Origin of the sequence: Cellulomonas chitinilytica (genome assembly GCF_016862675.1) — a bacterium.
Classification (GTDB): domain Bacteria; phylum Actinomycetota; class Actinomycetes; order Actinomycetales; family Cellulomonadaceae; genus Cellulomonas; species Cellulomonas chitinilytica.
Map to the genome: position 1 here is coordinate 473,435 of NZ_BONK01000001.1, position 21,630 is coordinate 495,064.

20 protein-coding genes and 1 tRNA gene are annotated in these 21,630 nt (G+C 73.8%); 5 read left to right on the forward strand and 16 right to left on the reverse strand.

All coding sequences use genetic code 11. From position 1 onward, the window contains the following. Nucleotides 1-127: 127 nt before the first annotated feature. From Cch01nite_RS02185 to Cch01nite_RS02210, 6 genes are all read right to left on the reverse strand, one after another. Nucleotides 128-1,078, reverse strand: a complete 951-nt coding sequence (locus tag Cch01nite_RS02185; RefSeq protein ID WP_203747918.1) for a TatD family hydrolase — start codon at nt 1,076-1,078, stop codon at nt 128-130. A gap of 7 nt (nt 1,079-1,085) precedes the next feature. Beyond that, a complete protein-coding gene (gene metG / locus Cch01nite_RS02190; RefSeq protein WP_203747920.1) occupies nt 1,086-2,870 on the reverse strand; it encodes a methionine--tRNA ligase in 1,785 nt (594 codons plus the stop codon). 10 nt (nt 2,871-2,880) lie between these two features. Next, the gene (locus Cch01nite_RS02195) at nt 2,881-3,744 is read right to left on the reverse strand and encodes a PH domain-containing protein (RefSeq protein ID WP_203747922.1); all 864 of its coding nucleotides are present in this window, start codon (nt 3,742-3,744) and stop codon (nt 2,881-2,883) included. Between the two features lies 1 nt (nt 3,745). After that, nucleotides 3,746-3,913 (reverse strand): hypothetical protein, encoded by a 168-nt coding sequence (locus Cch01nite_RS02200; RefSeq protein ID WP_203747924.1) that lies wholly within the window; start codon nt 3,911-3,913, stop codon nt 3,746-3,748. A 250-nt stretch (nt 3,914-4,163) separates the two neighbouring features. Then, entirely contained in the window at nt 4,164-4,505 is a 342-nt protein-coding gene (locus Cch01nite_RS02205; protein ID WP_203747926.1) for a YciI family protein, read from the reverse strand. A 78-nt stretch (nt 4,506-4,583) separates the two neighbouring features. After that, nucleotides 4,584-5,765 carry a PQQ-dependent sugar dehydrogenase gene (locus Cch01nite_RS02210; RefSeq protein ID WP_203748142.1) on the reverse strand — a complete coding sequence of 394 codons (1,182 nt, stop codon included), beginning with the start codon at nt 5,763-5,765 and terminating at the stop codon, nt 4,584-4,586. Nucleotides 5,766-5,905: 140 nt separating this feature from the next. On the opposite strand from Cch01nite_RS02210, the gene Cch01nite_RS02215 reads away from it, so the two are divergent. Further along, entirely contained in the window at nt 5,906-6,514 is a 609-nt protein-coding gene (locus Cch01nite_RS02215) for an isochorismatase family protein (protein WP_203747928.1), read from the forward strand. Nucleotides 6,515-6,556: 42 nt separating this feature from the next. Here the strand turns inward: Cch01nite_RS02215 and Cch01nite_RS02220 are convergent, their stop codons facing one another. The 3 genes from Cch01nite_RS02220 to rsmI all read right to left on the reverse strand — a co-directional run bounded on the left by Cch01nite_RS02220 (nt 6,557) and on the right by rsmI (nt 10,303). Beyond that, complete coding sequence (locus Cch01nite_RS02220) at nt 6,557-8,761, reverse strand: transglutaminase domain-containing protein (RefSeq protein ID WP_203747930.1); 2,205 nt, start codon at nt 8,759-8,761, stop codon at nt 6,557-6,559. Nucleotides 8,762-8,882: 121 nt separating this feature from the next. Then, the gene (locus Cch01nite_RS02225; RefSeq protein ID WP_203747933.1) at nt 8,883-9,350 is read right to left on the reverse strand and encodes a winged helix DNA-binding protein; all 468 of its coding nucleotides are present in this window, start codon (nt 9,348-9,350) and stop codon (nt 8,883-8,885) included. A gap of 95 nt (nt 9,351-9,445) precedes the next feature. Next, nucleotides 9,446-10,303, reverse strand: a complete 858-nt coding sequence (gene rsmI / locus Cch01nite_RS02230; RefSeq protein ID WP_239069739.1) for a 16S rRNA (cytidine(1402)-2'-O)-methyltransferase — start codon at nt 10,301-10,303, stop codon at nt 9,446-9,448. Between the two features lie 98 nt (nt 10,304-10,401). Between rsmI and Cch01nite_RS02235 the strand changes: the two genes are divergently transcribed. Further along, a complete protein-coding gene (locus Cch01nite_RS02235) occupies nt 10,402-12,183 on the forward strand; it encodes a dolichyl-phosphate-mannose--protein mannosyltransferase (protein WP_239069743.1) in 1,782 nt (593 codons plus the stop codon). Between the two features lie 52 nt (nt 12,184-12,235). On the opposite strand, the gene Cch01nite_RS02240 is transcribed toward Cch01nite_RS02235, so the two are convergent. Together Cch01nite_RS02240 and Cch01nite_RS02245 are read right to left on the reverse strand one after the other, a co-directional pair. After that, nucleotides 12,236-13,687 carry a beta-N-acetylhexosaminidase gene (locus Cch01nite_RS02240; protein ID WP_203747939.1) on the reverse strand — a complete coding sequence of 484 codons (1,452 nt, stop codon included), beginning with the start codon at nt 13,685-13,687 and terminating at the stop codon, nt 12,236-12,238. 42 nt (nt 13,688-13,729) lie between these two features. Further along, nucleotides 13,730-14,728 (reverse strand): bile acid:sodium symporter family protein, encoded by a 999-nt coding sequence (locus tag Cch01nite_RS02245; RefSeq protein WP_239069745.1) that lies wholly within the window; start codon nt 14,726-14,728, stop codon nt 13,730-13,732. A gap of 200 nt (nt 14,729-14,928) precedes the next feature. Here Cch01nite_RS02245 and Cch01nite_RS02250 point away from each other — a divergent pair, with 200 nt between their 5' ends. After that, the gene (locus Cch01nite_RS02250; RefSeq protein ID WP_203747942.1) at nt 14,929-15,198 is read left to right on the forward strand and encodes a GlsB/YeaQ/YmgE family stress response membrane protein; all 270 of its coding nucleotides are present in this window, start codon (nt 14,929-14,931) and stop codon (nt 15,196-15,198) included. 108 nt (nt 15,199-15,306) lie between these two features. On the opposite strand, the gene Cch01nite_RS02255 is transcribed toward Cch01nite_RS02250, so the two are convergent. Then, on the reverse strand, nt 15,307-16,479 hold the full coding sequence (locus Cch01nite_RS02255; RefSeq protein ID WP_203747945.1) for a VOC family protein: 1,173 nt from the start codon (nt 16,477-16,479) through the stop codon (nt 15,307-15,309). Nucleotides 16,480-16,821: 342 nt separating this feature from the next. Between Cch01nite_RS02255 and Cch01nite_RS02260 the strand changes: the two genes are divergently transcribed. Both Cch01nite_RS02260 and Cch01nite_RS02265 read left to right on the forward strand, forming a co-directional pair. Further along, the gene (locus tag Cch01nite_RS02260; protein ID WP_203747948.1) at nt 16,822-17,784 is read left to right on the forward strand and encodes a hypothetical protein; all 963 of its coding nucleotides are present in this window, start codon (nt 16,822-16,824) and stop codon (nt 17,782-17,784) included. Next, entirely contained in the window at nt 17,781-18,083 is a 303-nt protein-coding gene (locus tag Cch01nite_RS02265; protein ID WP_203747951.1) for a hypothetical protein, read from the forward strand. The genes Cch01nite_RS02260 and Cch01nite_RS02265 overlap by 4 nt, the downstream gene beginning before the upstream one ends. Before the next feature lie 72 nt (nt 18,084-18,155). Here Cch01nite_RS02265 and Cch01nite_RS02270 read toward each other — a convergent pair. The 4 genes from Cch01nite_RS02270 to Cch01nite_RS02285 all read right to left on the reverse strand — a co-directional run bounded on the left by Cch01nite_RS02270 (nt 18,156) and on the right by Cch01nite_RS02285 (nt 21,585). After that, a tRNA-Ala gene (locus tag Cch01nite_RS02270) sits at nt 18,156-18,228 on the reverse strand. Between the two features lie 65 nt (nt 18,229-18,293). Next, entirely contained in the window at nt 18,294-19,562 is a 1,269-nt protein-coding gene (locus Cch01nite_RS02275; RefSeq protein WP_203747954.1) for a SepX/GlpR family protein, read from the reverse strand. 83 nt (nt 19,563-19,645) lie between these two features. Next, complete coding sequence (locus tag Cch01nite_RS02280; RefSeq protein ID WP_203747957.1) at nt 19,646-20,254, reverse strand: GNAT family N-acetyltransferase; 609 nt, start codon at nt 20,252-20,254, stop codon at nt 19,646-19,648. Nucleotides 20,255-20,349: 95 nt separating this feature from the next. Next, a complete protein-coding gene (locus tag Cch01nite_RS02285; RefSeq protein ID WP_203747960.1) occupies nt 20,350-21,585 on the reverse strand; it encodes a molybdopterin molybdotransferase MoeA in 1,236 nt (411 codons plus the stop codon). Nucleotides 21,586-21,630 lie beyond the last annotated feature (45 nt).

Here is a 21,630-nt window from a genome sequence, read left to right on the forward strand (position 1 = left end):
CACAGGCCGCGGACGGGTCGATGACCCCCGTCCGCAGACGTCCGTGGTGGACGCCCGTCCGACCGTAACCGATCCGTGACCCGTGCGGGTAGCCGGGGTCCACCGTCCGGCCCCCGCGGCGGCGTCGTCACCACGTGCCGTACACCCGCTCCGAGGTCGTCGCAAGGGACAGGCAGACCTGCTCCAGCGGTCGCCCGGTCGCCTCGGCGACCGCCCGGACGGTGCCCGGCAGCAGGTACGGCGCGTTGGGCCGCCCCCGGTAGGGATGCACTGTGAGGTAGGGCGCGTCGGTCTCGACGAGCAGCAGCTCCGCCGGGACCTCCCGCAGCGCCGCCCGCAGGTCGTCGTTCGCGCCGAACGAGACCGGACCGGCGAACGAGCAGAACCACCCGTGCTCGGCCGCGACGCCCGCGAGCGCCACGTCGCCCGAGAAGCAGTGAAACACCGTCCGCTCGGGAGCCCCGTCGCGCAGCAGCACCTCGACGACCTCGTCGTGCGCGTCCCGGTCGTGGATCTGCAGCGCGAGCCCGAGCTCCTTGGCCAGGGCGACGTGCGCCCGGAACGCCTCCCGCTGCACCTCGCGGCCGCGCGGGCCGGCCCGGAAGAAGTCGAGGCCCGTCTCACCGATCGCCCGGACCCGCGGGTTGGCGCGGGCGACCTCCGCCACCCGGGCGAGCGCGTCGTCGAGGCTCGTCGCGTGCCGCGGCTGCGGGTCGGGGTCGAGGCCGTCCGGGGCCACCTCGTGGACGCCCGCGTGCAGCACGGCCTCGTTGGGATGGATCGCGACGGCGCCCAGCAGCTCGGGGTGTTCCCGGACGACCGCGTCCGTCCACGCCACCGCGTCGAGGTCGCAGCCGACCTGGACCATCCGGGTCACGCCGACCGACGCCGCCCGGGCGAGGTGGTCGTCGAGGGTCGGCGACGCCGCGGGGGCCGCTCCCCCGTCCTCGGCGCCGCCCCACCCGTCGGCGACCCACCCCAGCACCGACTCCAGGTGCGTGTGGTTGTCGACGACGGGTGAGGGCAGCGGCTCGGGCGGCGGCGGCCAGCCGCGCTCGCGGTTGCGCGACCGCGCCACGGGCCGGTCAGCCCTGCTCGGCGCGGGCGATCTCCTGCTCCACGATCGCGTCGTCGAGCTTCGTGAACACGGGCGTCGGCTTCGCGACCGGCGTCCCCGGCACCACCGGCACGGACGCCCAGCGGGCACCCTCGCGGTAGTCGCCGGTGATCACCGGGTAGTGGCGGGAGTCGTCGTCCAGGTCGGTGACCTCGTCGATCCGGGGCTGCGGGGCGAAGATGCCCGTGCCACCGAACGTCTCGTGCACCGACTGCGCGGCGAACGGCAGGAACGGCGCGAGCATCGTGTTCGCGTCCGCGATCACCTGCGTCGCGGTGTGCAGGACGGTGCCGAGGCGCTCGCGGTCGGTCGTCAGCTTCCACGGCTCCGTCTCGGAGATGTACCGGTTGGCCTCCTGGACCACCCGCATCGCCTCGCCGATCGCGGCCCGGTTGCGGTGCCCGCCGAGCAGGTCGCCGACCTTGGTGAACCCCTCGCGCGACGTCGCCAGCAGCGTCGCGTCGACCGGCTGGACCTCGGCCGGGGCCGGGATCTCGCCGAAGTTCTTGCTGATGAGGTTCGCCGTGCGGTTCACGAGGTTGCCCCAGCCCGCGACGAGCTCGTCGTTGGTGCGGCGCTTGAACTCCGCCCACGTGAAGTCGACGTCCTGCGTCTCCGGGCCCGCGATCGACAGGTAGTACCGCAGCGCGTCCGGCTGGTAGCGGGACAGCATGTCGCGCACGTAGATGACGACGCCGCGCGACGAGCTGAACTGCTGGCCGCCGACGTTGAGGTACTCGCTGGAGACCACCTCGGTGGGCAGCTGCAGGTTCCCGTACGGGCCGGGCGTGCCGCCCTTGTTCCCGCGGCCGTCGTAGCCCATGAGCTCGGCGGGCCAGATCTGGGAGTGGAACGTGATGTTGTCCTTGCCCATGAAGTAGTACGACAGGGCCTCGGGGTCGTTCCACCAGCCCCGCCACGCCTCCGGGTCGCCCGTGCGCCGCGCCCACTCGATCGACGCCGACAGGTAGCCGATCACCGCGTCGAACCACACGTACAGGCGCTTGTTCGGGTTCTCCTCCCAGCCGGCCAGCGGCACGGGGATCCCCCAGTCGATGTCGCGCGTCATCGCGCGCGGACGCATGTCGTCGATGAGGTTGAGGCTGAAGTTCAGCACGTTGGGCCGCCAGCCCTCGCGGGTGCGCAGCCACGCCTCGAGCGCCTGCGCGAACGCCGGCAGGTCGAGGAAGAAGTGCGTCGACTCGACGAACTTCGGCGTCTCGCCGTTGATGCGGCTCTTCGGGTTGATGAGGTCGATCGCGTCGAGCTGGTTGCCGCAGTTGTCGCACTGGTCGCCGCGCGCGCCGTCGTAGCCGCAGATGGGGCACGTGCCCTCGATGTAGCGGTCCGGCAGCGTCCGGCCCGTGCTCGGGCTGATCGCGCCCATGGTCTGCTGCTCGACCATGTAGCCGTTGCGGTGGACCGTGCGGAACATCTCCTGCACGACGGCGTAGTGGTTGCGCGTCGTGGTCCGCGTGAACAGGTCGTACGACAGGCCGAGCTGCGCCAGGTCCTCGACGATGACGCGGTTGTACCGGTCCGCGAGCGCCTGCGGGCTCACGCCTTCCTTCTCCGCCTGCACGAGGATCGGCGTCCCGTGCTCGTCCGTGCCCGACACCATCAGCACGTCGTGGCCCGCCATCCGCATGTAGCGGGAGAAGACGTCCGAGGGGACGCCGAAGCCGGCGACGTGACCGATGTGGCGGGGGCCGTTCGCGTACGGCCACGCGACGGCCGACAGGATGCGGGACATGGGCCCGATCCTAGGTGAGCGACCCCGGCCCCCGGTCGGTGTGTCCGCCCTCCCGCCCCGGGCCGTCGCCGTCCACCGGCACGAACGTCGCCGGGGAGTCGGACACGAACCAGCCGTGGTCGGTGGCGTCGCCCGCCGGCCGGCCGGGCACCACCCGGACGGGGATCGGCTGGGTGTCGACCGGCGGCTCGTCCGTCGGCGGCACGCCGGGCCGGGGCGGCCAGTCCACGGGACGTCCGGCGGGCGGGGTGCCGGGCAGGAAGCCCGGCGCGGGCCTCCCCGCCGACGGCGCGTCGGGACCGGTGCTGCGCGGCGGCCCCGGCGGGCCGGACACGGGCGCCTTGCCCGGTGCGCCCAGCGCCGTCCACGGCGACGTGAAGATCGTCGCGCACAGCTCCCGGTACGTGGTGTCGGGGTGCGCGACCCACGTGATCCGGTGCATCGCCTGGTCCTGGCCGGCGGACTCCAGGATGAACTCCCCGTAGCCGAGCACCCGGCCCACGACCGACCGCGAGTAGCTCATGTCGGTGACCTTGCCGAGCGGCATCATCGCGACGTTGCGGGTCACGAGGCCGTGCAGCAGCAGCATCCGCTTGTCGGTCGCGACGAACCACTCGGTCCGCCACTCCAGGACCCGCCAGCCGAGCCGGACCGCCACCGCGAGCCAGAGCCACCAGATCCAGTCGGCGGTGTCGCCGACCGCACCCGACGCCAGGTCGACGAGCCACGCGACCCCGACGAACGCCACGACCGTCGTCACCACCGGCTCGACGAGCTTGGCCCAGTGGTGCCGGACGGCCAGCACCACCCGCTCCTCGGGCAGCACGTACCGGCGCACGCTGTGGTGCCCGACGAGCGGGTCGTGCGCCGTCACGTCACGCGGTCAGGCTCGAGAAGAAACGGCCGAAGCTGGCGAACGCACCGGTGATCACGTCCCACAGGGCCTTGACCAGGTCGGCGGCGCGGTCGGGGCTCGTCACGATCGCGTACACGAGGAAGATCGCGACGACCCAGATCAGGAGGGTCTTCAGCTTCGGGGGCATGGGCACCTCGGGAGGACGTCGACGGCGGTCAGGTGATCGGACAGTTCGGTGGGTGGAGCGGCGGTCGAGGCGTCGGGCGAAGGACATCAGGCGCGGCTCTCAGGTCAGGGGACGAAACCCCCCGGCCGGGCAAAGGGTACTGATCCGGCAAACCTCCGTGCGGGACCACCCGCCGCGTGGCGCGACGAACCGGGGCCGGGACGGCGTGTCGCCCGCGCGTCCCGACCCCGGCTCCGTGCTCTGCGCCCGCCTACGCCTCGTCCTCCCACTGCCAGAACTGCCGCAGCTCGACGAGCCCGCCGGCCGCCATCGGGTGCCGGCCCGCCACCTCGATCGCCTCGTCGAGGTCCTTGCAGTCGAGGATGTCGAACCCGGCGATCTGCTCGCCGAGCTCCGCGAACGGGCCGTCGGTCACGAGCGTGCCGCCCTGCCGGACCCGCACCACGCGCGCCTCTCCGGCCGGTCGGAGCCGGTCGCCGTACTTGCGGCGACCCAGGCGGTCGTTCTCCTCCACCCAGTCCTCGATCGACTGGACCTCCGGGGCGTCCGGCTCGGCGGTGGGGTCGGTGCACACCAGCATCAGGTACTGCATGGGAGTTCCTCCTCGTGTCCGTACGGGCGCTCGCCCGATCACCCTGGCGACGTGCGGGGGCCGACGCAATCGACACACTCATCCGAGCGAGATCCGCAGGATCCTGTCGTCGCCGGGTGCGGGGTCGCCGCGACCGTCCGTGTTGTTCGTCATCACCCACAGCGACCCGTCGGGCGCGACCGTCACGGCCCGCAGCCGCCCGTGCTCGCCGGTGAGCAGCGCCTGCGGCTCGCCGACGCCGTCGGGGCGCAGCGGCACCCGCCACAGCCGCTCGCCGCGCAGGGCCGCGAGGTACACGCCCTCGTCGGTCACGGCGAGGCCGCTCGGCGACGCGTCGGACGTGGCCCACGTGGCGACCGGGTCGACGAAGCCCTCGCCGGCCCCGCCCGTGCCCTCGACGGTCGGCCAGCCGTAGTTCCCGCCGGGGACCACGACGTTGAGCTCGTCCCACGTGTTCTGGCCGAACTCCGAGGCGAACATCCGGCCGTCCGACGACCACCCGAGGCCCTGCACGTTGCGGTGGCCGAGGCTCCACACGGGCGACCCCGGGTCGGGGTTGCCGGGGGCCGGTTCGCCGTCGGCGGTGATCCGCAGGATCTTGCCGTTGAGCGACCCCGGGTCCTGCGCGTCGGGAGGGTTCGCGGCGTCGCCCGTCGAGACGTACAGGTACCCGTCGGGCCCGACCGCGAGGCGTCCGCCGTCGTGGTTGCGGGCCTTGTGGATGCCCGTGAGCACCGGACGGAGCTCGCCGAGCGTGGTGCCCTCAAGCGTGCCGCGCAGCACCCGGTTGTCGTCGGCGGTCGTCGCGTACAGCGCGACGTCGACGGCGTCCGCGCCGCCGCCGAGCACCGCGACACCGAGCAGACCGCCCTCGCCGTCCGGGACGACCTCCCGGGCCAGCTGGTCGGCCCCCGGGCCGGTGACGTCGGTGGTGCCGCCGTCGGCCGCGACCAGCACGAGCGCCGCCGCGTCGCGGAGCGTGACGAGGGCCGAGCCGCCCGGCAGGAATGCGATGCCCCACGGCACGTCGAGGTCACCGGTGATCTCGCGGACGTCGGTCACCTGCACGGTCGCAGGACCTGACGGGCCCGTGGCCGCGGGCGTCGCGGGCGACGCGACGACGGGCGGCGACGACGGCCCCGGGCTCGCGCCGTCGTCCCCGGTGCACGCCGTCAGGGCGAGCGCACCCGCCGCGACCAGGCACGCGACCGCCCGGCGAGCCCCGGTGGGGCGCGTCGGGTGCGACCCCGCGACAGCCATCCCCCAGCGGACCACACGGCGGCCGGGCACCGCCACCGTGCCGGCTCGTCGCGCGCCCGTCGCGTGCCCGTCACGCGCCCGCCGCGCACTGGTCGCATGTGACGACGGACGTGCGAAGGTGGGACGAAGGAGGCGCGACCATGACGGACCCCGCACCGGACGGCACCAGCGGCGAGCGGCGCGCGCTCCTGGTGGTCGACGTGCAGCCGACCTTCTGCGAGGGCGGCGCGCTCGGGGTCGACGGCGGCGCCGCCGTGGCGCTCGGTGTCGCCGACTACGCCGCGGCCCACCGCGACCGCTACGCGCTCGTCGTGACCACGCAGGACTGGCACATCGACCCCGGCGACCACTTCAGCGAGACCCCGGACTACGTCGACACGTGGCCGCCGCACGGCGTCGCGGGCACCGCCGAGGCCGAGCTGCACCCCGCGCTGTCGGAGCTGGGGCCCGACGCCAGCGTGCGCAAGGGTCAGTACGCCGCCGCGTACTCCGGGTTCGAAGGGGTCGACGGGGAGGGGCGCGGGCTCGCGCAGATCCTGCGGGACGCCCAGGTCACCGACGTCGACGTGGTCGGCATCGCGGAGTCGCACTGCGTCCGGTCGACGGCGCTCGACGCGCTGGCGCTCGGCCTGCGCACCCGGGTGCTCGTCGACCTCACGGTGCCCGTGACGCCCGACCAGGGCGCCGCCGCGCGCGAGGAGATGCGGGCCGCGGGCGCACAGCTCGTGTCGTCGACCGACCTGGACTGAGCGCCCGCGCGCCGCGTCAGCTCGCTGCGTCAGCTCGTCGCGTCAGCTCGCTGCGTACTGGTCGATCCGCGAGTCGACCACCCAGAGCGTGTCCTGCGTGCGGGTGGCGGCGGCCTGCTCGTCCGTCAGGAGGAGGTACTGGTCGGGCGGGGTGGAGTCGTCCCACGTGACGTCGACGACCCGCCACGCGTCCCCGATCCTCACCTTGTTCCACGCGTGCCTGTCCCCGTCGGTCACCGGTCCGGTGACGTACATCGACGTCAGCCCCGCCGCGTCGGCGAGCACCTTGAACGCCATCGAGTACGACGCGCACACGCCCGTCTTGTCGAGGAGGATCCCCGACGCCATCCACGCCCGGGGGACCAGGTCGATCTCCCCGCGGTCCTTCGCAGCGAGCGCCTCGTGGTCGTACGACGCGGTCGAGGTGAGGTAGCCGTTGATGGCGACGACCTTGTCCTGCTCGCTCATGCCGTCCGTGACGATCTGGTCCGCGACCCGGGCGACCTCGTCGCCCAGCTCCTTCTGCGCCGCCAGGTAGTCGGCGACGCTCTCGAACGCGTGGAACCTCACCGCGACCACGTGCCGGTCGTCCACGCGGAGGAACCCGACGTCGAGCTGGCCCAGGATGAACGGGTTCTGCGCCTTGGCCTCGTCGAGCGCGTCCTGCAGGTCGATCCCCGTCGCCGTCGCGCTCGACCCCCACGGCACGAACGCCGTGACGTCGATGTACTCGTTGCCGGCGATGAGGTTGGCCGCCAGGTAGTCCGTCAGCGGGTTCGTCGAGCTCACCGGGTACGCGACCTGCGGGCGGCTGGAGCTGATCTTGGCGTCGGCCGCGTCCCACGACAACGACGTGTAGGTGACACCGGTGGTCAGGCCCCCCTTGGAACGCTGCTCCTCGACGGCCGCGATGACCGCGTCGACCCCCTGCAGCGCCGCGTCCCTGTCACCGACGTCGAGCGTGTACGACCCGCTCAGCACCGTCCCGGCGATGCGGTACGGGACGTGGAAGATCGTGCGGCTGGTGACACCGACGAAGTCGCCGTTCGCGTCCCGGACGAGCTCCCCGAACTCGTCGACGTCGGCGGTGCTCAGGACGTCCTCCTCGAGGTCGCGGCTGTACAGGACGGGCCGCATCACCGTCCGGCCGTCCGCGAGCGTGACCGGGAGCTGCGTGGGCAGCTGCTCGGGCCGGGAGACGTCCCGACCCGTGAGCCCCAGCTCGGCCTCCGCGTTGACGGCCTCCTCGACGGGGAGCATCTCGGCCAGGCCGGCGCTCGCGTCGACGACCGACATCGGCGACGTGCCCTGGTCGGTCTGCGCCACGACGCCGTACAGGTGCGACCGCGGGGGTTCGCTGGTCCGGGCGAGGTTCGCGTCGTGCGTGTCGTCCTCCGAGTGCCAGACGGTGCTGAACGCCTCGTTCTGCATGCGGACGCTGCCGTCCCACGCGCTGGTCCGGGTGCCGTCGTCGAGCGAGCTCCACGAGGTCGACGTCGTCGACGCGAGGACCTCGGTGTCCGTCACGCCGTTCCCGGGATCATGGGCCAGCTTGACGACGTAGTACGTCGAGGCGCCCTCGACGGGAGCCCAGGAGAACTGCGCGCCGCCGAGCTCGTCGACGTCGACGGACGTCGCGGGCGCCGGCACCGGGGTGTCGACCGTGAACATCACCACCGACGGCTTCGCCAGCGCGGCGCCCGTCGTCGCGTCGCGGTAGAACGCGATGTAGTACTGGTCGGACAGGCCCCACCGGTCGGGCTCGGTCAGCTCGATGCGCGCGCCCTCCGCGTCGATCTGGCTGCCCTCGGGGCTCGCGGACGGGCCGACCCGGATCTCGTGGTCCCAGGCGATCACGGCCGCGTCCGGTGCCGTGACACGCAGCTGCGGGTCGACGAAGACCTGGGCGACGTCCTCCGGCTGCGCGGGACGGCCGTCGATCGTCAGGTCGTCCACCGAGAAGTCGACCTCGAACGTGAACTCCTTGCCCGGGTCGACCTGCGAGTACACGTGCGCGTACTCGCTCTCCCCCGCGGACGCCTGCTGCCCCTGGCGTGCGTGGACCGCGTAGACCGACGTGCCGACGAGCGCGAGGACCACGGGCACGCCGACCGCGGCGAGCACGGCGGTGCGGCGACGCCGGCGGCCCGCCGGACGGGAGCCGGGCTGACCCGGGCCGTCACCCGGCTGCGGCGGGCTGGGCTGCACGCCCCACGGCTGCTGACGGTCCTGCTGCGCATCGCTCACCGGTGGGACTGTGGGACACGCGGAGGGACAGGTCAAACCCGTCCCACCGAACGGCGTACCCGCACGCCACGACGGAGCGTCGTGCGCCGGCCGCGCCGGCGCGGCCCCCGGACCGGTCGGCTCAGGCCGTCGCCGGCGGTGCGCCGGGGGTGCCGGACTCCGGCGCCGAGCCCTGGTCGTCGATCGACCAGCCCAGGTTGCGGGCCACCTGCTCGAGCACGCCGATCGCGGTCGCGTAGTCCTGCTCGGACACGCCCTCGACGACGGCCTCCCGGAACGCGGCGACCCGCTCCTCGAGGACGCGGAAGTGCTCCTCCCCGTCCTCCGTGAAGACGTACCCCTCGGGCTCCCGACGCAGCCAGCGCCGCGACGTGAGGAGCACCAGCTCCCCGCGCCCGACGGGCCCCTCGAACGACGGCTCGAAGGCGGCGAGCACCTGAGCCACGACCTGCTCGTCCGCCGGACCGGCGTGCACCACGTTGAGCACCTGCCAGTGCCGTCGGGTGAGCCCGTCACGGGCGAGGGCCTCCTCGAAGCCCGATTCGATGAGCCGGTCGACGACCTTGAGCCAGTACCCGACAGGACGCATGGCGCACCTCCGGATCGATCCTCTCAGCGAGGAGCGGGGGTCGGCATGTCGACATCCCCCTGTCGCCCTGTGTCAGGCCTGCGAGAGGTGGCCGGTCAGCGGGAGCGGGCCGCGAGCGCCGCCGCGTAGAGGTCCCGCTTCGGGACGCCGGCGACCGTCGCCACCTCGGCGACGGCGTCCTTGAGCCGCTCCCCCGCGTCCGCCCGGGCGAGGACCTCCGCGACGAGGTCCGCCGTGCTCGCGGGCGCCGCCCGGGCGGCACCGGCGACGACCACGACGATCTCGCCGCGCACCTGGCCGGCCGCGGCCCACGCGACGAGCTCCGCGAGCGGCCCGCGCCGCACCTCCTCGTACGTCTTCGTGAGCTCACGGCACACGGCCGCGGGCCGGTCCGCACCGAAGGCGTCGACCATCGAGCCGAGCACGTCGTCGAGCCGGTGCGGGGCCTCGAAGAACACCATCGTGCGCCGCTCGTCGGCGAGGTCCGCGAGCGTCCGCGCCCGCTCGCCGGGCCGCCGCGGCAGGAACCCCTCGAAGCAGAACCGGTCCGTCGGCAGCCCCGACAGGGCGAGGGCCGTGAGCACCGCGCTCGGGCCGGGGGCGGCCGTCACCGGCAGCCCCGCGGCCACCGCGGCGGTCACGACGCGGAACCCCGGGTCGGACACCGACGGCATCCCGGCGTCCGTGACGACGACGACCGTGCCGCCGCCCGCGACGACCTCCAGCAGGTCCGCGGAGCGCTCCGCCTCGTTGTGCTCGTGGTGGCTGACCACGCGACCGCCGATCTCGACGCCCATCCGGGCCGCGAGCGCTCGCGTGCGGCGGGTGTCCTCCGCGGCGACGACGTCCGCCTCCGCGAGCAGCCGGCGCAGGTGCGCCGAGGCGTCGTCGACGTTGCCGATCGGGGTCGCGGCGAGGACCAGACGGCCCGGCCCTGGTGCGGTGGCGCTCACCCCGCCAGCCTGCCACCTCGTGCGGCACCGTTCCGACGGGGGTGTCCGGCGCACCGAGACCACTGCCCCTGCACAGCGGTCACCCCTACGATGACCGCGTGCCGCCCACCCGAGACGACGACGCCGTGCTGGCCGCCCCGTCCGACGACGACGTCGAGACCCGGCTGCCGGCGACCCCCGACGAGCCCGTGAGCCAGCCCGCCGAGGCCGCCGCCGCTGAGCCGGTCGAGGCCGAGCCCGTCGAGGCCGCGGACCCGGAGGCCGAGCAGCCCGATCCCGCCGACGACCTCCCCACCCGGGACCGGCTGCTGCGCCGCCTCGTCGGCGTCGACGCCCTGGCCCTCGACGCGACCCCCCGTGCGCGGCTGACGGGGTGGCTGTGGGCGCTCGCGGTGACCGTCTTCGCGGGCGTCCTGCGGATGTGGGACCTGGGCCGCCCGCACAAGCTCGTCTTCGACGAGACGTACTACGTCAAGGACGGCTGGTCGCTGATCAAGCGCGGCTACGAGGCCGCGTGGCCGACGGACCCGAACGCGGCGTTCGAGGCAGGTGACGCCTCCGGGCTCGGCACGGCCGCGGAGTACGTCGTCCACCCGCAGGTCGGCAAGTGGCTCATCGGGCTGGGCATCCAGCTCGGCGGCGGCGTGGGCAGCTCGGCGGCGTGGCGGCTCGGGGCGGCCGTCTTCGGGACGCTCGCGGTGCTGCTGCTCGTCCGGGTCGCGCGGCGGCTGTTCTCGTCGACGGCGTGGGGCGTCGTGGCGGGCGTGCTGCTCGCGGTCGACGGCGAGGCGATCGTGATGTCGCGCGTGAGCCTGCTCGACCCGTTCCTCATGTTCTTCGTGCTCGCGGCGTTCGGGGCGCTCCTGCTGGACCGCGACCAGGCCCGGCGCCGGCTCGCCGACCGGGCGGCCGTGGTCCTCGACGCGGGCGACGACCTCGGCGCCGGGCCGCGTCTGGGCTGGCGGTGGTGGCGGCTCGCGGCGGCGGTGCTGCTCGGCCTCGCCATCGGCACGAAGTGGTCCGGCATGTACTTCCTCGCCGTCTTCGGGCTGATGACGGTGGCGTGGGACATCACGGCACGGCGGACCGTCGGCGTGCGGGGCTGGTTCTGGGCGGGCATCCGCCGTGACGGCGTCGTCGCGGGGGTCGCGATGGTCGGCATCGCGGCCGTCACGTACGTCGCGACGTGGACGTCGTGGCTGGTCCACCCGCTCGCGTACGGACGGCAGTGGGCCGCCGACAACCCCGGTCAGGGCGTCACGTGGCTGCCGGCGCCGCTGCGGTCGCTGTGGAAGTACCACCAGGACATGTGGGCGTTCCACACCGGCCTCGACACCCCGCACAGCTACGCGTCGCACCCGCTCGGCTGGCTCGTCCAGTGGCGACCGACGTCGATGTTCTACCCTCCCGAGGTCTCCGGCCTGTCCGGTCAGCAGGCGCAGGACGCGTGCGGCGCGTCGCAGTGCTCCCAGGCCATCACCGCGATCGGCAACCCGGTGCTCTGGGTGGCCGCGACGGCCGCGATCCTGGTCGCACTCGTGTGGCTGGTCCGGTTCCGGGACTGGCGGGCGTTCGCGGTCCTGTCCGGGATCATCGCCGGCTGGCTGCCGTGGTTCGCCTACCCGCACCGCACGATCTTCACGTTCTACTCGGTCGCGTTCGTGCCGTGGATGGTGCTGACGCTCGTGTACGTGTTCACCCTCGTCGTCGGGCCGAAGGACGAGCTCGACCCGCGCTCGCGGCGGTGGGCGATCGGCGTCGTGTCGGCCATCGTGGCGCTGGCCGTGGCCGTCGGGGCGTTCTTCTACCCGATCTGGACGGCCATGGTCGTGCCGTACTGGTTCTGGCACGCGCACATGTGGCTGACGACCTGGATCTGACGGACCCGCGCCGGTCGGGACGCCTGCCCGGGCGCCGGGCCGGCGGGACGCGTCAGGTCCAGTCGACCTGCGGGCTGCGGTACCAGGGGAACCCGAACCGGTCCCAGAACCGCCCGTGCGCGGCGACCCGCGAACGGAACCCGTCCCAGTCCCGCTGCTCGGGGGCCGTCCACGCGACCTCGGCGACCGCGGCGAGCCGGGGCAGCAGCATCGCGGTGAGGTCGTCCAGGTTCCTCAGCGTCTCGGTCCAGACGGCGGCCTCGACCCCGATGACCGACTCCGGCGGGAGCCCCTCGATGATCGCGGTCGGCTCCCAGTCGTAGGCGTCGCGCAGCTCGATGTGACCGGCCCACTCGAGGCCGAGCTCGGTGGTCGCGTCGTACTTCATGTCGAGGTACGTCTTCGAGCCGGGCGACATGAGGAACAGGGCACCGGCCTGCGCGGCGGCGACGAACGGGGCGGGGTCGACGCGCGGGTCCCAGTACTGGACGACGGTGCCGGGCTCGAGCGCCGTGTGCGCGATCTCCTGCCACCCGACGACGCGCTTGCCTGCGCCGCGGACGGCTGCGGCCGCCTGACCGACGAGGTCCGCGTACTCCCCGCGCTCCATCGTGAGGACCTCGTCGCCACCGATGTGCACGAAGTCGCCGGGGGTCATCGCGGCGAGGTCGGCGAACACGTCGGAGATGAACCGGCTCGTCGCGGGCAGGTCGGCGTGCAGCCGGCTGAACCCGACCTCGATGCCCGTGTAAGCGTCGGTGGGCACGCCGCCCGGCTTGAGGTCGCCGTACGTGTGCGTGGCGGCGTTGACGTGCCCCGGGACGTCGATCTCCGGGACGACCCGGATCCCGCGGGCGGCGGCGTACGCGACGACGTCGGCGAACTCCTCGACCGTGTAGAACCCGCCGGGGTCGCCGCCGACGGACGTGCTGCTCGCCCGCTCGGTGAGCTGCGGACGGGACGGCAGGTGCAGGCGCCACCCCTGGTCGTCGGTGAGGTGCAGGTGCAGCACGTTGAGCTTGTAGTGCGCCATGAGCCCGATGACGACCTTGAGGTCGCGCACCGCGACGAAGTGCCGCGCGACGTCGACGGACAGCCCGCGCCAGCCGAACCGGGGCACGTCCTCGACACGGACCGCCGGCACGGTGAGCTCCGGGGTGACGAGCTGGCGCAACGTGACGAGCCCGTGCACCAGGCCCGCCGGGGTGCGGGCGTCGATCGTGACCCGCTCGGGCCGCACGACGACCCGGTACGCCTCGGCGCCCGACGGCAGCGACTCGACGATACGCAGCCAGATGGTGTGCGGCGCCTCGCCGCCGGTGTACCGCACCTCGACGGGGTGCTCCGTGACGCGTCCGAGCAGGTCCGCGGCGAGCACCCCGACCGAGATGAGCTCGGGCCGGCTCTCGACGACGACGGTGGTGCCCTGCCCGAGCACGAACGGCTCACCCCCGGTGACGTCGAGCGTGGTGGGGCGGGGGATCAGCGAGATCACGTCGGGCACTGGACTCCTCGGGCGATGACGGGCGGTACGTCCCCGGGCACGCTACTCGACGTCCCGGGCGAGGCGGCGCGCGACGACCGCGCATGTCGCGAGCTGCAGCTGGTGGAACGCGATGACGGGCAGCGCGACGCTCGCGGCGAGCGCGGGCGAGAACAGCACCGACGCCATCGGCAGGCCCGTCGCGAGGCTCTTCTTCGAGCCGCACATGAGCAGGGCCACCCGGTCGGGCCGGGCCAGCCCGAGCTTCCCGCCGCCCGTCCACGTGAGCGTCAGCATCACCGCGAGCATCACCGCGCAGACAACGAGCAGCAGCACGAGCGCGACGACCGTGACGTGGTCCCAGGCACCCGAGACGGTCGCCTCGCTCACCGACGTGTACGCGACGACCAGGATGGTCCCCCGGTCGGTCACGCGCGTCAGCGACGCGTGCTCTCGCACCCACCGCCCGATCCACGGCTGGACCGCCTGACCGACGGCGAACGGCAGGAGGAGCTGCCACAGGATCCCCGAGACGGACCCGCCCGTCGGGCCGCTCGTGCGGGTCATGAGCAGGCCGACGAGCAGCGGTGTCAGCACGATGCCCGCGACGTTCGAAATCGTCGCGCCGGTGATCGCGCCCGCGACGTTGCCGCGGGCGATCGACGTGAAGACGACCGACGACTGCACCGTGGACGGCAGCAGCGACAGGTACAGGACGCCCGTCTTCAGCTCGGGCGCCAGGACGTCGTCGGGCAGCAGCTGCACGAGCAGGCCCAGCACGGGGAACACCACGTAGGTCGCGGCGAGCATCGACCCCTGCAGGCGCCAGTTGCGCAGGCCCGCCCACACCTCGCCGGTCGCCATGCGGGCGCCGTAGAGGAAGAACAGGACCACGATCGCGGCGGTCCTCACGACCTCGAGCACGTCCGCGAACCCACCGCGTGCCGGCACGACGAGCCCGAGCACGAGGACCGTGAGGATCATGACGACGAGCGGGTCCACCCACGCCCGGGCCTTCGCGACCAGTCCTGCGGCGCCGGTGGGGGGCTGGTCGGGCGGCACCGCGTCATCATGCCACCGGCCCCGTCGGGCCCGCCGGGGACGCCCGACTCCGCCCACCCCGTTCGTCCTGGTCTGGTCCGGTCTGCCCGACGCAGGTGTGAGACGGATGTCCAGCTCGGGCCTTCTCAGCGCGCGCCCGGGCGGAATGTCCCCTACGTTCTCCGATACCGGATCGAACCCCTCTCAGTCAAGGAGTTCACATGACCCCCGAAGGCATCATCAGCGCGATCATCATCGGCGCGATCATCGGCATCCTCGGCCGGCTCGTGGTGCGCGGCAAGCAGCGCATCTCGGCCCTCGCGACCGTCGCCGTCGGCATCGTCGCGGCGCTCGTCGGCACGTGGCTCGCCTCGCTCATCGGCGTCCAGGAGACGAACGGCGTCGACTGGATCGAGCTGCTCCTGCAGATCGGCCTGGCCGCGGTGTTCGTCGCGGCAGTCTCGGGCCGGCGCCGCCGCAGCGTGCTCTGAGCCTGCGGGCGCCCGCCCCGGCGCCCACGCCCCGCATCACGACGAAGGCCGGACCCTCCGACGGGTCCGGCCTTCGTCGCGCGGCGCCCTGGTGCGTGTCGTCGTGCGTCACCCGCCGACGACCACGAGCTCGTTGCCCTCGGGGTCGGCGACCCGCCAGCGGCCCTCGGACTCCTCGAGGACCCGCCCGCCTGCCGCGACGGCCGCGGCGACGCGCGCCGCCGCGAGATCCGCCGGCACGGCGAGCTCGACGTGGATGCGGTTGCGCTGCCGGCGGCGGTCCGTGTCCGCGACGTCGATCTCCTGGAACGCCAGCACCGGGTTCAGGCGCCGCGGATCGACGATGTCGGTGAGCCGCGTGCGCCGGTCGTGGACGTACCCGAGCGCGGCGACCCAGAACGCGCGGACCGCGGCGACGTCGGCGGCGTCGAAGAACAGCTGGACGAAGTGAGGCAGCGACGGGTCCGCCACGGCGCCGAGCTCGCGCGCAGCGGTCTGGATCCGCTGCGCAAGACCCGTGAAGTCGACGTCGAGCCCGTGCGCCTCGCCGTCCCACTGGTCCTTGCCGGTGTCGAGGACCACGAACCCGGGACGCAGGTCGACCAGCAGCGGGAACCCGACGGCGTCGGCCAGCTCCGCCGCCGCAACGGCCACATCCGCCTGCTGCGTCGGCGCCGTGACGCGGTAGCAGGCCATCGCGCTGAACACCGCCTGCCAGTCGGCCGCCCGGCCGCCCTCGTCGAGCGCGTCGCCCGGGACGAGGTCGACCTCGTTGCCGTCGGGGTCGGCGTGGCACACCCCGAACGGGCCGAACGCCTCACCGAGACCCGCCTGCTCGACCGCCGTCTCCGGCCGCACGACGTCGAGGTGGATGCGGTTCCGCAACGGCCGCGGCTCGGTCGCCCTGCGGACCCGGATCGCGGGATCGCGCCGCAGAGGGTCCGCCAGACCGCCGTCCTGTGTCGGGGCGTAGTCGAGCGCACGCAGCCAGAACGGCGTCACCGCACCCGGGTCCGGGGAGTCGAACCCGACGCTCAGGTGCTGCAGCGCGGCCGGGTCCGCGGCGAGCCCGAGCTCCCGCGCGGCCACCGACACCGCCTCGGCGTGCTCGTCCGAGTCGAGCCGCACCCGCACGCCCGTCGCACGCACGTCCACCTCGACGTCGTCCGCCAGCGCCACGACCCGCCGGGCCCACACTGCCCCTTCGGTCAGCGACGACGCGTCGAACCATGCCGTCACGACTCCGTCGACGACCCGCCAGTCCGTTCCGATGACCGTCATGACCGGAACTCTCCTCCCGGACGGCGTTCCTGTCCCGCCGCGGCTTCGATCCGCATCCCGTCCTCCTGGCATACATGGGCTACAAGTCGGACCCAGGCCGGCTCTCATGAGCACGACGACACCGAACGCCGACGACGCGGACATCACGTGCGATCGGCGATGGAGGCTGCCCGTTCGACTCTCGACAGGACCTCCACCGCCGACCCATCCTGGACGGGGCAGACCCGGTCAGGGAGGTCAACCATGGGCGGACACCGTCGCGGTGAGCAGGTGCCAGACGAGCGGTCGGCCGTACGGCACGCGGTGCGCCCCGTCGACCGCGCGAGGCCGCAGGTCCCGACGATGGTCACCACGCGAGCTCTCGAGCGTCGCCAGCTCCTCCAGCTGCAGCGCGCCGCGGGGAACACTGCCTGCTGCGGCCTGGTCGGCGCGTCCCGGACGGCGCGCGAGGCAGTGTCCGGTGGTGACGAACCCGACCAGCTGCTCCCCGAGGATGGTGCGGTCCGCACCCACGCCCTCGAGGTCAGTGCCGAGTTCGCCGGTGGGTCCACCACTCCCGGACCGACCCGCGTCGGGACGAGCGATCATCGACCCGCTCCGGGCGTGCTCGCTGCCGACCAGGCTGTCGGTCCGACCGGCAGTCCCACGGTGCACAGCGGTGGCGGCAACGAGTGCCTGCCCACGCTCCCGCAGCTGGACTGGGACGTGCAGGATGCCGGGACCAGCTGGCGCGCGAACGTGGTGGCGATGCGCGTCGGGGGTGACATCCGCATCACAGCCTGGGCGAACGCCCCGAGCTCGATGACCGCGCCGAACACCCCGAACCCGGTGGACGGCGGCAACATCAACAACGCCACCGGCTCCAGGAATCGCTGGCAGTTCGTGATCGACGACATGGCCGACTACGACTCGGCGAGCGGCGGAGGCGCCGGCCCGTACTGGCACAGCACCGCGGCATCCTCCGCCCACGAGTGGGCGCACTGGAACTCCGACCTGCTCAGAGACGCCATCCCCACCGCCAACTGGACCGGCGCGAACACCGACATCGACGCCCTGACTGTCCCGAAGTCCGCCAGCTCCGACGCCGCGGCCGCCCGGGCCGCGTTGCAGCCCGGTGTCGACGCCCGGTTCAGCACGTTCCTGCGTGCCTTCGCCACTCGCTGGAACGCGATCATCAACGGAACAGACAAGCCGGGCCGGGGCGGTCGCGGCTACGCCGCCGGGATGGCCGTGCTCAACGGGCACATCTCCGCCGTCCGTGGGTACGCCTCGTCCAAGGGCTGGACGGGTGGAGGTTCGCCGTGACCAGGGACCGCGAGGCAGCACCGACTGAGACCACCGCGGAACTCGTCCGGGCCGTGCGGCTGGCGGAGGGAGCCTTCGGCGCCGCCGATCTGGAGGTGACCGGGCACGTGCTCGTCGCCGCGCGTCGGCTGTCCGGTGGATCGCCGCAGTGCTCCGGAGTGCGCTGCTGGGAGCTGGTCTTCAAGCCGGAGCGTCTGGTGCCGAACAGCCCGGACGAGTTGGTGGGCGCCGGCGGCGAGATCCGCTTCACCGCGGATCTGGACGCCGGCGAGGCGGTCTTCACCGGGTTCGGCGACTGATCCGCGATCGGTGTAGCGCTTCCGCGGAACAACGAAGGCCGGACCCTTGCGGATCCGGCCTTCGTCGTGCGGTGGAGCTGAGGGGATTCGAACCCCTGACCTTCTCATTGCGAACGAGACGCGCTACCAACTGCGCCACAGCCCCTTGAGCGGGCTACAGACTAACACCACGTCGGACCCGATCACGAAATCGAGGCCCGGCGGGCGTCGTCACTCCCCCGCGGCCCGGCGCTTCGCGAGCACGGCGTTGAGGTCGATGCTGCCCGTGGTCTCCGCGACCGGCTCGACGACCTCCACCGTCTCCTCCTGCACGGCCGGTCGCTCCGTCGCACGGACCGCCGTCGAGCCCTCGAGGTTCTCGAGCGGGGCGGGCTCGCGGCGGGGCGCGGTGGCCTTCATCGTGTACGTCGGGCGGGGCACGGGGACCGGCGACCAGGCGTCGTCCGTCCCGGCGTCGCCGTCAGGCTCCGGGGCAGCCTCCTCCGAGTCCTTGGCGCGGGTCGTCAGGCGCACGACCGGCACGCCGCCCGTCGCCGCGTGACGTGCGGGCGACTCGGACTCGGGCTCGCCGCGGTCGGCGACGATCTTCGCGAACACCTCGGTGCGGGCGTCGGACGGGTGCACCGCACGGCCGGTCACGAGCGCGTGCGGGGCGTCCGTGCTCGCCGTCGTCGTGGGGGTGCTCGTGGTGCTCGTCGCCGCGGTGCTCGTCGGGGCCGTCGTCTCGGTGGCGGTGCGCGTGGTCGCGCTCGTCGGGGCCGTCCGGCGCTCCGGGACCCGTGGGGTCGCACCGGTGATCGGGCGAGCGGACGGTGCCGCCGGTGCGACGACGCGCGTCGCCCCCGTGCGCGGCGCGACGCCCGTCCGGCGCTCCTCGGCCACGCGTGCCTCCCACGCGGCGTCGGCGGCGCGGCCGGCCAGCACGGCCCGGCGGCCCAGCACGACGACACCGGTCAGCAGCACGCTCGGCACGGCGCCGGCGACCCACGTCACGGTCGTCACCAGCCCGGCGACGGTCCAGCCGACCACGGACGCGACGACGAGGACCCCCGCGAGGAGTCCACGACGGCGTGCGGCGGCGGCACGGCGCGCGACGGACGCCGCGCGCGCGGCACGGGCCTGGGCGGCACGGCGCGCCGCCTCGGCGGTGATCCTGCTCTCGGTCGCTGTCGGTCGGTCCACGGTGACGCCTCCTGTCGCGCTCCCGGCGGGTAGCACCGGGAGCCCCTTTCCCGGGGTCAGCAGACCCGGCATCCTGCCGGTCGCCGTCCCGTCGGTCGAGTCCGCGGACCGCGCGTGCGCCGGCAGACCCCGAGGCCTGCGCCGGCGGGTCACCGCCACCACGCGCAACGCCTCGGAGAACCGGTCGTCGGCCCGGGACTCGAGCAGCTGCTGTCGGTACCGCAGCTTGTGCGGCACCAGGTACGCGACCCACAGACCCACGAGCGCCAGGGCGACGGGGCCTGCGAGATCGTTCACGTCATGACGGTAGGTGCCGCCGCACGACGAATCCGGGACCGTGACGGCGTGTCGGCTGGCGCAGACCCCCGGATCGGTCCCGTTCACCCCGCAGCGGCACCCCGACGCTCCCGCCACCGGGCGACGAGACCGCCCGGCACCTCCTCCGCGGTGAGCGCGAACGCCCGGTGGTCGCACCACTGCCCCTGGATGTGCAGGTAACGCTCGCGGACGCCCTCGTCGCGGAAGCCCAGCTTCTCGACGACCCGCAGCGACGGCCGGTTCTCCGGGCGGATGTTGATCTCCACCCGGTGCAGGTCCAGCGCGCCGAAGCAGTGGTCGGTCGCGAGCGCGACCGCCGTGGGGATCGTGCCCCGCCCCGCGACGTGCTCCGACACCCAGTAGCCGATCGTCGCCGACCGCAACGAGCCGTACGTGATCGACGCGACCGTGAGCTGCCCGACGAGCTCGTCGTCGAGGTCCACCGCGAACGGCAGCGTCACTCCCGACCGGGCCTGCGCCGACAGCGTCCGGACGAACGCGGCGAACGTCGGGCGCGGACCCATGGTCGGGACCGGGCTCGTCGCGTCCCACGGCTCGAGCCAGTCGGCGTTGCGGGCCCGCAGCGCGAGCCACGCGTCCTGGTCGCGCCGGCGGAGCGGGCGCAGCCGCACGTCACCCTCACGCAGGACAGCGGGCCAGCCTGTCGCCATCGGCTCAGCCTTCCGTTCCTGTGGTCGGGTTGAGGTTGCGCTCCGCTCCCGGCGCGTGACGCTCCGCGGTCCCGCACCGTCCGCTGCGCTCCACCTCAACCCTCCAGCACGAGGCAGTGGACGACCTGCCCGGGGTGCACGGTGAGGTCCTGCTCGCCGACGACCGCGAGCGCGTTGGCCTGCGACAGGGCGTGCACCGTCGGCGCGGACGGGTCGCCGACGGGCGTGAGGCGGTACCCCTCGTCGGGCGACCCGAGCACGGTCGCCGGGACGAACTGGCGCAACCCCGGGGGCGACACCCAGCCCGTCGTCGCCTCGGCCGCGACGGACGGGCGGAACAGCTCCGTGTGGCCGGCCATGGCCCGCAGCGCCGGCCGGACGAAGACCTCGAACGACACCTGCGCCGCGACCGGGCTGCCCTGGAGCGCGAAGATCGGCACGGCGCGGTCCCGGCCGAGCTCGGCGCCGACCGTGCCGAAGCCGTGCCGCTGCCCGGGGGTCATCGCGACCTGGTCGAGGCGGACGGTGCCGAGCGGCGCGAGGACGTCCTTGACGGTGTCGTGCGCGAGCTCGGACAGGCCACCGGTGATGACGAGCAGGTCCGCGCGGACGAGCTGGTCCTCGAGCGCCTCACGGAGCGTCGCCCGGTCGTCGGGCAGGATCCCGACCCGGACGGGGGACGCACCGGCGTCCCGGACGGCGGCCTCGAGCGCGTGCCCGTCGACCTCGAACACGGTGGTCTCGTCGGTGCCCGTGGTGCCCGGCTCGGTCAGCTCGTCGCCGACCGACAGCAGCACCACCCGCGGCGTCGGGTGCACCCGCAGGCGGCCCCGGCCGAGCGCCGCGGCGAGCGCGAGCTGGCGCGCACCGAGCCGAGTCCCCGCGGCGAGCACGACCTGGCCGGCCCGCACGTCCGCGCCGGCCGCCCGCACGTGCTGGCCCGCGACCGCGGGCCGCTGCATCGCGACGCGCACCGCGCCGCGGTCGGTCTCCTCGAGCGGCACGACGGCGTCCGCACCGAGCGGCAGCGGCGCGCCGGACGCGACACGCACCGCCTGCCCGGGGACGAGCCGCAACGGTCGGCCGCCGCCGGGGCGGACGTCGTGCGCGACCGGCAGCGCGTGGTCGCTCGCGTACCCGGCGGTCGCCGTGTCGTGCGCCGCGACCGCGTAGCCGTCCCGTGCCGCGAGCGCCAGGGCGGGCAGGTCGGCGCGCGCGACGACGTCGGCCGCGAGGATGCAGCCGACGGCGTCGGGCAGGACGACGTCGAGAGGGGCGACCGGGCCGACGGCGGCGAGCACCGCGGCCAGGTGGTCCTGGACCGATCTCATGCGCGCATTCTGCCCTTGTCCTGGGCACCCGCGGCACGGGCCGCG